General features: G+C 44.0%; 9 protein-coding genes. 4 read left to right on the top strand and 5 right to left on the bottom strand.

What is annotated here, in order from left to right; all coding sequences use genetic code 11:
• From argF to dnaB, 3 genes are all read right to left on the bottom strand, one after another.
• The coding region (argF, locus tag PENNN9_RS06530) for an ornithine carbamoyltransferase (RefSeq protein ID WP_058368897.1) at nucleotides 1-892 on the bottom strand (892 nt) is incomplete at its 3' end.
• A 208-nt stretch (nucleotides 893-1,100) separates the two neighbouring features.
• Nucleotides 1,101-2,207, bottom strand: a complete 1,107-nt coding sequence (gene alr / locus PENNN9_RS06525) for an alanine racemase (RefSeq protein ID WP_058368896.1) — start codon at nucleotides 2,205-2,207, stop codon at nucleotides 1,101-1,103.
• 211 nt (nucleotides 2,208-2,418) lie between these two features.
• Nucleotides 2,419-3,819 (bottom strand): replicative DNA helicase, encoded by a 1,401-nt coding sequence (gene dnaB / locus PENNN9_RS06520; protein WP_058368895.1) that lies wholly within the window; start codon nucleotides 3,817-3,819, stop codon nucleotides 2,419-2,421.
• 332 nt (nucleotides 3,820-4,151) lie between these two features.
• Here dnaB and pdxA point away from each other — a divergent pair, with 332 nt between their 5' ends.
• The 3 genes from pdxA to PENNN9_RS06505 all read left to right on the top strand — a co-directional run bounded on the left by pdxA (nucleotide 4,152) and on the right by PENNN9_RS06505 (nucleotide 7,117).
• The gene (gene pdxA / locus PENNN9_RS06515) at nucleotides 4,152-5,222 is read left to right on the top strand and encodes a 4-hydroxythreonine-4-phosphate dehydrogenase PdxA (RefSeq protein ID WP_058368894.1); all 1,071 of its coding nucleotides are present in this window, start codon (nucleotides 4,152-4,154) and stop codon (nucleotides 5,220-5,222) included.
• Nucleotides 5,223-5,398: 176 nt separating this feature from the next.
• Nucleotides 5,399-6,262 (top strand): 16S rRNA (adenine(1518)-N(6)/adenine(1519)-N(6))-dimethyltransferase RsmA, encoded by an 864-nt coding sequence (gene rsmA, locus PENNN9_RS06510; RefSeq protein ID WP_058368893.1) that lies wholly within the window; start codon nucleotides 5,399-5,401, stop codon nucleotides 6,260-6,262.
• An 18-nt stretch (nucleotides 6,263-6,280) separates the two neighbouring features.
• Nucleotides 6,281-7,117: a symmetrical bis(5'-nucleosyl)-tetraphosphatase gene (locus PENNN9_RS06505; protein ID WP_058368892.1), complete on the top strand. Its 837-nt coding sequence runs from the start codon at nucleotides 6,281-6,283 to the stop codon at nucleotides 7,115-7,117.
• Nucleotides 7,118-7,194: 77 nt separating this feature from the next.
• Here the strand turns inward: PENNN9_RS06505 and PENNN9_RS06500 are convergent, their stop codons facing one another.
• Entirely contained in the window at nucleotides 7,195-8,124 is a 930-nt protein-coding gene (locus PENNN9_RS06500) for a LysR family transcriptional regulator (protein WP_058368891.1), read from the bottom strand.
• A 105-nt stretch (nucleotides 8,125-8,229) separates the two neighbouring features.
• On the opposite strand from PENNN9_RS06500, the gene PENNN9_RS06495 reads away from it, so the two are divergent.
• Complete coding sequence (locus PENNN9_RS06495; protein WP_058368890.1) at nucleotides 8,230-9,216, top strand: zinc-dependent alcohol dehydrogenase family protein; 987 nt, start codon at nucleotides 8,230-8,232, stop codon at nucleotides 9,214-9,216.
• Nucleotides 9,217-9,298: 82 nt separating this feature from the next.
• Here the strand turns inward: PENNN9_RS06495 and PENNN9_RS06490 are convergent, their stop codons facing one another.
• The gene (locus tag PENNN9_RS06490) at nucleotides 9,299-11,746 is read right to left on the bottom strand and encodes a site-specific recombinase (RefSeq protein ID WP_058368889.1); all 2,448 of its coding nucleotides are present in this window, start codon (nucleotides 11,744-11,746) and stop codon (nucleotides 9,299-9,301) included.
• Nucleotides 11,747-12,000: the final 254 nt, after the last annotated feature.

Here is a 12,000-nt window from a genome sequence, read left to right as displayed (position 1 = left end):
AAATTCCATTAAAGCTTTTTTGTGCATGTAGGCGATTTTCTGCTTCATCCCATACTACTGAGCGTGGATCATCGAGCATATCATGAGAAATCTCTTCGCCGCGATGGGCAGGCAAGCAATGCATAAACACCACTTCAGGATCTGCTTTATCTAAGAGTGACGGTGTGACTTGATAAGGAGCAAAACGACGCGCGCGAGTATTTTGCTCGGACTCTTGCCCCATGCTGGCCCAAACATCAGTGACGATTAGGTTAGAATCTTTTGCGGCATCTTGAACATTTTCAACCAAGCTGACACAGTGCGAAAAGCGCTCCATTAACTTGGGATCTGGCTCAAAACCGTACGGCGCTGCGACGCGTAGCTCAAAACCAAACTGATTAGCGGCTTGCATAAATGATGAGCACATGTTGTTACCGTCACCAACCCACGTCACGATTTTATTTTCAATACTGCCGCGATGCTCATAATAGGTCTGCATATCGGCGAGCAGTTGGCAGGGATGAAACTCATCGGTTAGAGCGTTGATAATGGGGACACCTGAGTACTTGGCAAAGGTCTCAACCTTTTCGTGACCAAAGGTGCGAATCATTATAATATCGACCATACTTGAGATCACGCGGGCAGAGTCTTCTAAAGGTTCACCGCGACCAAGCTGTGTATCGTTTGGCGACAAAAAGATGGCGCTACCGCCAAACTGTCCCATACCCGTCTCAAAGGAGATACGTGTGCGAGTTGATGACTTCTCAAATATCATGCCAAGCGTACGTCCAACAAAGGGCTGATATATCTCGCCTGCGTGTTGCATCTTACGCAGCTCGCTTGCGCGTTTGATTAGGTTTTCTAGTTCTTGTTTGGTTAAATCAGATAAGGTCAAAAAATGGCGCAAACTCATAGCAGTCCTAGCAGTCGATCACAGTCAATGAAACGTTATCAGCCGTCAATGGCGACAGGAAGCTACCTAAGCCGTGGTGACAACAAACTTTTAGTATAGCGCAATTACTTTCAATGTAAACGCCAAATTTTGATAACCAATGGCAGTCAGCTAGCAAGACTACACAGGTAGATTAAACGAGAATGCAACTAATCTCATAAAAGTAACTTTATGCACGCTTAGGACGTGCGCTCAACCTACACAGTAGCTCATAGCCAATCGTACCTGCATGACTGGCCACTTCATCAACGTGTGGCATAGCGCCCCATAGCACAACTTTACTATCAAGCTTAATATCTACTGGGGCTGCACTCAAATCAACCACAATCATATCCATAGCAACTCGACCACGAATAGGGCAGCGGTAGCTTGTACCGCTATCAGCATCTACAATACAAACATAAGCATCGTCGCTAACGACACGTGGATAGCCATCACCGTAGCCGACACTAACAAGAGCAGTTCTGACATCTTGCGCTGCAGTCCAGCGGCTACCATAACCAATGGCCTCTCCAGCATTGACTACATGCATAGCCATAATACGGGCGCTAAACTCCATCGCAGGCTTTAGGTTTAAGTCGATAGCCGACTGATCGATGACAGGGGAGCTACCATAGAGCATGATACCTGGGCGTACCCAATCATGATGGTGTTCAGGAAAGTTTACTACGCCTGCAGAGTTACACAATGAGCCTTCGACACTTGGGGTTATATGCTGTTGCAAATACTTCAACATGTCAGAAAAGCGCTGTATTTGAGTAGCGTTTAGCGGATGGTCACGATCGTCAGCATTGGCAAAATGTGTCGTAAGAATAAGTTGATAACCTACATCGTGCAAACGCTGTGCAGCTTCTATAACTGTCTTTTCATCAAAACCTAAGCGATTCATACCAGTATTGTATTTTAGCCAGACCTGCCGCGCTGGGCTATCGGCTGCTGGGACGTTCTCTAACGCCCAGTCTAACTGCGGTGTGTGGTGAATCACGCAGCTACAAGCATTATCGATAGCCTGCTGCCATTCATAAGCGCTAAACACCCCTTCGACTAGGCCAATTGCTTTATCCCAGCCCAATTGCCGTGCCTCTAATGCTTCAGTGAAGGTTGCCACACCAATACCATCTGCTTGCTTTAAAGCTGGTAATACAGCGGCCACGCCATGACCATAAGCGTTGGCTTTTACCATTGCCAGTACTTTAGCATTAGGCGCACGTTTTTTGACTTGAGTTAAGTTATGGGTAAGAGCGGCAGGGACAATAGTAATGTTAGCGGTGCGCATAGTTCACTTCTTTATTAGTATTTGGACGTTAGATAGTAGTTGTAATTAGCAGTTGTAGACAATTCGCTATAAAAACGATACAACAAGACTGGTATAAGTTTTTCGCAGCCACTGTCAGCGTAGACACAGCAAGCAAGAAAAATTTATACCAGTTGCGCATCACGTTACAACGTAATGATTTTATAATAAATTGATAGTTATTAATTGGGTATTATTCATCGTCAAAAGTCGCCCCTTGATAATACTCAGGCGTAAGGTTAATAAAGCGGGTAAACTGACCTTCAAAACCTAAACGTATGGTACCGATAGGGCCGTTACGCTGTTTACCGATGATGACTTCAGCCACACCTTTATGGTCTGAGTTTTCATTGTAAACTTCATCGCGATAAATGAACATAATCAAATCGGCATCCTGCTCGATCGCGCCAGACTCGCGTAGATCTGACATGATTGGACGCTTATTGGGCCGATTTTCCAGGCTTCGGTTCAGCTGTGATAGGGCAATGACTGGGCATTCAAGCTCACGCGCTAGGGCTTTTAAACTGCGCGATATCTCCGATATTTCTCCAACACGGTTACCATCAAGACTGGGGACTTTCATCAATTGTAGATAATCGACAATGATAGCGCCAATCTTACCATCATGGTTTTTTGCAATACGGCGGCAACGTGAGCGTAGCTCTGATGGCGGCAGGGCAGTACTGTCGTCAATATACAAATGCTTAGATTGCAGATGCTGAATTGCGTTCATCATTTTTGCCCATTCATCTTCGTTCATTTGTCCTGAGCGTAGATTGGTTTGATTAATCGCGCCCCACGAAGACAACAGACGCATTACGATAGATTCAGCGGGCATCTCCATAGAAAATACCACAACAGGCAGGTTTTCGTTAAACAATACACCTTCTGCCAAGTTCATCGCAAAAGTGGTCTTACCCATAGAAGGGCGTGCAGCGACAATGACCAAATCGCCCGCTTGCAGGCCTTGAGTTTTGTTATTTAGCTCAGCGAATGGGGTTTGCAGTCCAATCATACCGTCGGGATTGGATTTGAGCTCTTGAATTTTATCAATCACGTTGGTCAATACTGAGGTGATACCGACAGGTCCGCGCTGCTCAGCACGTTTGTTATGCTGCTCGTTGATACTAAATATTTTACCTTCAACACTATCTAAAATATCACTAACGCTTTGATCTTTTGGGTTATACGCTAGGGTTAGCATATCGTTACCCGTGGTAATAAGTTGGCGTAGGGTCGACAACTCTCGTACACGCTGAGCGTACGCTGTAAGGTTAAATAATGTCGCTGGACTTTGGCTTAAAATGTCAGCCAAATAGCTGTCACCACCAGCCGACTTGAGCAGCTTTTGAGCCTCCAGCCAGTCATGTACCATAACCGTATCATAAGGCTCATTTACCGCTGCCAAGTGAGCAATGGCATCAAATATGTGCTGATGACGCCCTGCATAGAAGTCATCTTTGGTGACGATATCGGCAATCTTGTCATAGGCCTCTTCAATACTCATCAAAGAAGCCAGCAGCGCTTTTTCAATATCTATATTGTGCGGAGGCTGCTGATTGAGTAAGTCGTCGGTTTTACTGGTGTCTGCCATGTGTACCTAAATGTATGTATGAGTTGATGTATTGATAAGTGAATGCCGCTAAAAAAGACACAGGTATTGTGCTTACAATAGACGTTATATTATAAAGGGGCGCGTTTAGTACCAATAGTAAGTACCATAAAACAGGCTTTAATTAATGCTACAATCAAAAGCGAAATTCTAGCACATTATGGCTGCCATAAGGCTGTTTGCAGATACTTTTCTCTATCTCTGCAAGGCACATAATAAAGATATTTAGTAGGTGTTGCCCTTAACTAAAAAACTAACCGATATATAAAAATACAGTAAAATTAAACAGTTAAGTAAAAATAAAAGGTGGATGTATGAAACAAAAACAGCCCTTATTAATCACCACAGGTGAGCCTGCTGGCATTGGGATGGACGTGGTTTTGTTACTTGCGCAAGAAGGTAAGCTACAAGATTTCAACCGTCCAATTTGGGTCACAGCTGATGCCAATGCTATGCAGGGACGTGCAGAGCAACTGCTAGCTACTGGCGCACTTAAAAACTGTCCAGCTTGGCAAAGTGCCACAGTGACTCCATCATTAGGCACTGATGTAAATGGTATGGATTTTGATACCATAAATAATGCATTTTTATTATTGGATGTACCTTGCGCTGCATCTGTGCGGGCAGGTCATATTGACATTGAGAATGCAGCAATGGTCGCCAAACAATTAGAAATCGCACATCAGCTTGCAACAAGTGAAACGGTAGCCGCTATCATCACTGGACCGTTACAAAAGTCTGCGTTAATTGATGCTGACATCAAACTTTTAGACGGCACGATGTTTAGTGGGCATACTGAGTTTTTTATGCAGCAAAGCGGTTGCAAAAAAGTAGTCATGATGCTGGCCAATCAGGCAATGAAAGTTGCGCTGGTGACCACCCACTTAGCGCTAAGAGATGTGCCGGCTGCTATCACGGCAGACAATGTCCGCAAAACAGTGCAAATTGTACTTGATGATATGCAGTCAAAGTTTGGCATAGCAAGTCCGCGTATACTGGTCTGCGGACTCAATCCGCATGCAGGTGAAGGTGGGCATTTAGGCACAGAAGAGATTGAAATTATTAATCCTGTACTACAAGCGTTTATCGCAGCTGGCGTAGACATCTCTCAGGCCATGCCCGCCGACACGTTGTTTACCACTAGACATCTGAGTAATTGTGATGCCGTGATTGCTATGTATCATGATCAAGGATTGCCAGTATTAAAGTCGCATGGTTTTGGCGATACAGTTAATTTAACACTAGGATTGCCTTATATTCGTACCTCAGTCGATCATGGTACAGCGCTGGATTTGGCAGGTCGCGGCGAGGCAAGTGCTACAAGCTTGTATCAAGCATTGGTCATGGCGAATGAAATGGCTAATAAATCATTGACTACATCATAAATGCGTAATTTAGCTCAGTGCTAAAATGCAGCCAGATTATAAGCTATGGTATAATTTTGCACCAATAACAAAGCTATAAAAGTCATTTTTTCATCGTATTATATTGTCGATGTTCAAGACCAAGCTATTGTGTTGCTCTACATTCTCATTTTTATTTTACTAATTAAGAATCTTTTATGTCCACAAACTCGTTTGATGCCAAGACATTAGCAGCTAGCTTGCGAACTGCGAAACACCAACCGCGAAAACGCTTTGGTCAGAATTTTTTGCATGACAGCAGTATTATTCGCCAGATTGTTGATAGTATTCGTCTAGACCGCGATGACAACTTAATAGAGATTGGCCCGGGTATGGGCGCGTTAACTGAGCCGTTATTGGCAGAAGTGGATGCGATGACTGTGGTCGAGCTTGACCGTGACTTGGCCGATAGTTTACGTATACGCATTGGCGCAAACAGTCACCCTAATTTTACGATTGTCAAAGAAAATGCCATGAATGTGGACTATCGTGAATTTTATAGTACCGATCGTGGCAAGCTACGTGTGGTAGGGAATCTGCCTTACAATATCTCAACGCCGATACTTTTTCATCTGCTAAGTTACTCTGATGTCATTCAGGACATGCATTTTATGCTACAAAAAGAAGTGGTCGAACGTATCACCGCGGACGTCGGTAGCAAAACTTACGGCCGTCTGTCCGTTATAATGCAGTATTATTGTGAAACGGATTATTTGCTGACCGTCCCTAAAGGCGCGTTTAATCCGCCGCCAAAGGTAACCAGTGCTGTGTTTCGTTTGACACCACATATCGAAAAACCAATTGTTGCAGAAGATGAGCAATACTTCGCTATTGTAGTACGTGAGACCTTTAATCATCGCCGTAAGACGCTGCGTGCTATTTTCAAAAAATCCACGCTACTGCCGACATTGAGTGAAGATGACTTTGCTGCTTGTGGTATCGATCCACAATCGCGTCCAGAAACACTGAGCGTTAGCGATTTTGTAGCTTTGAGTAATCAGGCAAAAAGCGTAGAAGAATAATACAAACATCGAGGAATTATGAGTTTTCGCCATCAATATGTCATCGGTGACTTACAAGGTTGCTATGCTGCGTATCAAAAACTACTTGAGACACTTAATTTTGACCCTACACAAGATAAATTGTGGTTTGCAGGTGACTTAGTCGCACGTGGAGAGGATTCGTTAAATACTTTGCGCCATGTGAAAGCATTATGCGAGCAGGGTGCGGCAGCGACAGTCCTTGGTAACCATGATTTAAATTTACTTGCAGTATGGCGGGGCGCAACTAAGATTAAGAAAAAAGATAAAACGGCGCCGATTTTTGCCGCTGAGGATAGAGACGACCTATTACAGTGGTTACGGTGTCAGCCGATTTTAGCATACCCTGATAGGCATACCGTATTGGTCCATGCTGGGATACCACCGCATTGGAGCATTGAGTCTGCCGCACAATATGCGCAGCAACTAGAAGCACAATTAAAGGGCAGTTTGAACCAACTTGATCGAGTGCTACCGCATTTGTATAGTAAGAACGCTGATGAGTGGCATGACAATATTAATGGCTTTACTAAGATGCGTGCGATAGCCAATTATTTTACTCGGATGCGGCTGTGCAAACAAGATGGGACACTTGAGTTTAGCTTTACATCCAGCTTAGATCAGCACATGCCCGATGACTTTATGCCTTGGTTTGAATGGCAAGTGCCACGGACGCGTAAGATATTATTTGGTCACTGGGCTGCGCTAAAAGGAGATGTGGACTTACCGCATGCTCGCGCGCTCGATGGCGGCTGTGTTTGGGGTAATTCTCTACTGGCTTACCGACTTAGTGATGGTAAAATCATTAGCTCAAGCACCCACTGTCCAAGCCCGTAACGAGGATTATAGCTAACCGCTGACCTTGATATATAAGGCTAAATAAGTAGTCTATTTTAGATGGTCTATCAATAGGTTTAAATAACTGGTTTTGCCAGGGTATAGTCAGGCCAGATTGGCGAGTCACCAATCCTCTCTATTAAGAAGTCGATAAAAACCCTAACTTTTACCGTCAGAACATTCGATTTTGGATAGATGAGCCACAGGCCCGTCTGGTCATCGATCGTGTAGTCGGGTAGGACATGGATCAGCGAGCCGTCAGCCAGTTCGCGGTGAACACTCCATAGTGAGTTCATTGAAATGCCTGCTCCAGCAATGGTTGCGACTTTCTGACTCAAGCCATCGTCAACGATAAGCCGGCTCTTGGTCAGTCGTGGATCGAACTCCTCAGTACTGCCATCATACCCAACAAACTTAATCAGTGCCGGCTCTTTGAATACAATGAATTGATGCGTCGCAAGGTCATCTGGATGCGAGGGCGTGCCCTGCTGATTCAAATACTCGGGGGAAGCGCAAAGGATTCGCATATCGTTAGCTAATTTTCGCCCTTTTAAGCTGCTATCTGATAGTGTTGAATTGCGCAGTGCCAGATCAAAACTGCCTTGGATAAGATCAAACTCCATATCTGTAAGCCGCAGGTCAAGAGTGATACCTGGATGCAACTGTAGGAACTCAGGCAGGATAGGCGCGATGTAGAGCTGGGCAAAGGTGCTTGGCGCCGTGAACCTTAGGGTACCTGTCACAGTTGCATCGCCATGACCTAAAGCTGCGCGTGCAGCATCTTCTTGAGCTAAAATTTCCTTAGCATAAGGCAAAAAGTCCGCCCCTTCCAAAGACAAAGCCACCTTGCGCGTAGAACGATGCAAAAGATCCGCCCCTAACAACCTTTCTAGTTTTGCTAATTTGGCACTGGCCATAGATGGCGCCATACCCAGTTCCCGACCAGCGGCACTGATATTGAGTTTGTCGGCTGCCAGAACGAATAAACGAACGCTTTCTGTATCCATTAGATTATATCCAAATTACGAATTCTGTATTTCATAATAGCCAGTTTATTTTGTTTTTACGAAATATTATACTGATTATAACAATTAATCTTTAGGAGAAGCTCAATGAAAGCAATGATACTTAATGAATATGGTGACAATGCTAAATTTCAATTAGATGAACGACCTCAACCTGATGCAAAAGCTGGACATGTGGTAGTGCGAGTGGCTGCGACTAGTGTAAATACAGTTGATACCATGATCCATCACATGGGTAATGATCTACCGTTTTCACCCGATCTGCCGGCAGTACTCGGTATGGACTTTGCAGGCACTATTGAAACTGTTGGTGAGGACGTGACCGACTTTGCTCCAGGCGACGAAGTATATGGCTGCGCTGGAGGACTCGCAGACTTGCAAGGTACGCTGGCAGAATTCATGCTGGCTGATGCCAAATTGATTGCTCACAAACCAAAAAGCCTGTCGATGCGTGAGGCTGCGGCATTACCACTGGTTGGTATTACTGCCTTTGAAGGCTTGCAGAGAGCGGGTACTGGTACAGGACATAAGGTACTAGTTCACGGCGGCGCAGGTGGCGTAGGACATGTTGCCGTGCAATTGGCCAAACATTTCGGTGCTGACGTCTATTCAACTGTCTCCAATGAAAAGCAGATGGCTGTCATTGAAGGTTATGGCGCCACGGCCATTAATTATAAGACCGAAGACGTGGTAGATTATGTCGAAAAACATACTGACGGCGCGGGTTTTGATATTGTGTTTGACTCTGTTGGCGGAGAAAATCTAACCAAGTCTTTTGAAGCAGCTGTACTGAACGGACAGGTTGTAACGACGGTATCTATGCTAGAGCTGGATTTAACGCCGGTGCATTTTAAGGGTTTATCGTTGCACGTTGTCTTTATGCTTATTCCAATGCTGCAAAACTATAAGCGAGAAGATCATGGCGCTGCTTTAGCGAAATTAGCCAAAATTGTGAATACGGGTGCACTTAAACCATTACTTGATGAGACGCAGTTTGATCTCAAAGAAGTTGGCAAAGCATACGACCGGCTAACCAGCGGACAAGCAATCGGTAAAGTGGTTGTAGAAATCTGAATCATTGCCAAAACTGACTTGTCGCCCTAGCAAATATTAACCTGAATAAGTCTTTGACGACTAAACCGCCAAAACAGCCGTATTAACTTGGCAGCTTTGGTGGTTTTTTAGGTTTCGGCAAGGGCGTTTTTGCATCACCAGAGGCCTTGCCATCAGAGCTTTTATCGTGATTGCTGGTTTTTTCATTACTCACATCCCCTAATGTTTTAGTGACTTTATCATATTGGATATCACTATAGTAAGGCACGCTATTTAGCTCTTCATCTACTAACCCATCATCAAGATCAATAACTTTTTTAGTAGCATCTTTATTTACAAGATCTTCCTGTCCATGATTTTGAGACTGTTTGTCATAATGTATATCCGTGGTCGTCCGTTCACCTTTTGCATCAATAGGAACAGAATTAGGGATGATCTTGACGTCAGATAGACGTCTTACCACGTAATTGCTGGGCAATGGTTTCCCACCTTTTTGTCCAGCAGTATCATCGAATATCATACGACCTTGGCTATCAATGCGTGCATATTTCATCGGTTTGTCACGTGGCCAAAAAAAGTCAGATGGATGACTGACGATGTGACCAAAAACAAGCTTAGATAGTCTACGCCACTCAAAAAAGCGGACCTCTTTTGATCGTAAGGCGACCAAAAGTGCCAAAGAGAAACTGACCATTAAGTTGACGATACCGATAAGTGCGACGCCAAGAATAGAGGTCAAAACCACATCCCAACTTATCTGAGCCGCTGACATATTGAACAGTCCATGAGCCAAATTAGCAGACGCAAATGCAATATGACGAATATCAATCGGTAAACCAAATAAATAACCAATGGTTGCAGTGCTACCTAAAAATACGCCAAATAAAAAATTGCCCATGATAGCGCCAAGATTGGCCTCTATAAAGCCGCTTAAGCGTCGCAGCCATCTCTTGGGTAATAAACGCTGAAGTAGCCAGTGTCTATTAATACGAGCACCAATTTTATTGTAAACAGCTAAATTGTCGTAGTAGCCTGCAATGAGACCAGACAAAAACAGATATACTCCAGCGATGGCCGCGTGAGGTAGGGCTAATGAACGAAAAGGATCTAGGTCATGAAGTAAGTGACCAGCTTTTTCGGTATCAATCATCGGCGTACCTGTATATTGCAACCATGCAAAAGAGATGATTAATGCAACAGGGATGGCCAGCATGATATTACCCATGATAGCGATGAACTGGGTGCGCAAGATATCGACTACTAGCTCTGATAACTTCGTCAGTTGGTGTGACTTTTTGCCTGAGCCCTCTGATATGGTTGAGGCAATAGCAGCAGCAGTCATCGCTGGCTGCTTGGTTGCAACCGTACCATGAACGATATGAATAAAGACAAAACCTAGGCCATAAATCATGCTGTTTATAAAGGCTCGGCCCATTGGCGCAAGGGCCAAATGATAGGCCAAGATTTTAATAGTAGCCATAAAAGCAATAAAAAACCCCCCAATGGACGCTTTTTTGAACATTTTTTGATAGCCAGCTTTGTCTGTGCTGATATAGTGCTCGCCGACGCGGCTGGCATTTTCAGTGACTTTACGTGATAACAGCTTAGTATTGTTGTCGATTAGATAGCCGATGCTATAACGACGATTGGCAGTAGTAATGAGAGTTTGGATCAGATTGATCACGGCTTGGTCGCGATTCTGACCACTATCAGCGACCAGCTCAGTCAAGATACGTATGCGTTGTAAGCTTTGATCAAGCCGTAGCATCATATTGGTCAAGCGAATAGAGATACCAGTTTTGTAGATGCGTTTACGTACTGTTGCAACGATATCTTCACACTGCTCGAGCATGACCAGTAGGGGCGCAGGATCAACCGCATGTTCAGGCGTAATGTCCGTTAAAGTGTCAAGCTCGTGCGCCTGCCGATATTGATTGACAAATAATACGGCTTCTTGGTTTTGAGCGACAAAAGATGCGGAATAGTTCAAGATTTGCGGATAAGCTTCCATTAGATCAGGGTGCAGACCAATACCGCTAATACGATAAGATAAAATAACTATGGCATTTAAAATACTGTTTTTGGCTGTCGCTACTAAGTATAAATGCTCTTCTTTAACGTTAAGCAGATCAACCAGCGCTTCCCATTTGTCTTTTTCGATGTGAGCAAGCCAGCGTTCATCTTGACGCTTATGAAACAGATAACCGACTAACTCAACGACTGAGTCATCTTGAGGCAGGAGCGGTAAAAACCGATGACCAAGCAAGCGACGCAAGCTACTAAAAAACCCTTCATCTGACATAATACCAGTATCGGTATATAGAGAGATTTGACGATATTGGATGATGAGTTTTAATACAAAGCTTGCAAGACCATCGCTATATTCTGGATGCTGGCGCAAAATATCGATAAGGATTTGGATGTTTTGATTGGCGAGTGTAGGTTCTTTTTCAGTGACCCGCAGCTCATCGATCAAACGTCGAAGTACAGATGGCTCTGGCACATCACTTAAGGCAGTAATCTGTTGTAAAATGCGTTTTATCTCTGACACAGCGTACTCTTTATCGTTATTATTCTGTTAGTTGATGTTTTACTGTTTTGATGTGTATGGCAATGCTTGTAAGGTACTGCTCTTGGGGGTTATATAAAGAGTCTATATTGATGTATTTACTGAGCACTAGATACAAGTATTGGTGTTAAGTTGAAAGCTAATGCAGGTTATTTTAATCGCAAGTGCATGGTAATGTTTAGTTATTTTGTTAGCAGTTGTTTTGAATATAGTTTTGGCAAAAAAAAGGACAGTAA

This window comes from Psychrobacter sp. ENNN9_III, assembly GCF_001462175.1.
GTDB lineage: Bacteria > Pseudomonadota > Gammaproteobacteria > Pseudomonadales > Moraxellaceae > Psychrobacter.
This window is presented reverse-complemented; position numbering and strand designations above follow the sequence as displayed.

Excerpts from the sequence above, each read along its gene's own strand:
- alr (WP_058368896.1), bottom strand. The coding sequence starts at position 2,207 with ATGCGCACCGCTAACATTACTATTGTCCCTGCCGCTCTTACCCATAAC.
- dnaB (WP_058368895.1), bottom strand. The coding sequence starts at position 3,819 with ATGGCAGACACCAGTAAAACCGACGACTTACTCAATCAGCAGCCTCCG.
- pdxA (WP_058368894.1), top strand. The coding sequence starts at position 4,152 with ATGAAACAAAAACAGCCCTTATTAATCACCACAGGTGAGCCTGCTGGC.
- rsmA (WP_058368893.1), top strand. The coding sequence starts at position 5,399 with ATGTCCACAAACTCGTTTGATGCCAAGACATTAGCAGCTAGCTTGCGA.
- PENNN9_RS06505 (WP_058368892.1), top strand. The coding sequence starts at position 6,281 with ATGAGTTTTCGCCATCAATATGTCATCGGTGACTTACAAGGTTGCTAT.
- PENNN9_RS06500 (WP_058368891.1), bottom strand. The coding sequence starts at position 8,124 with ATGGATACAGAAAGCGTTCGTTTATTCGTTCTGGCAGCCGACAAACTC.
- PENNN9_RS06495 (WP_058368890.1), top strand. The coding sequence starts at position 8,230 with ATGAAAGCAATGATACTTAATGAATATGGTGACAATGCTAAATTTCAA.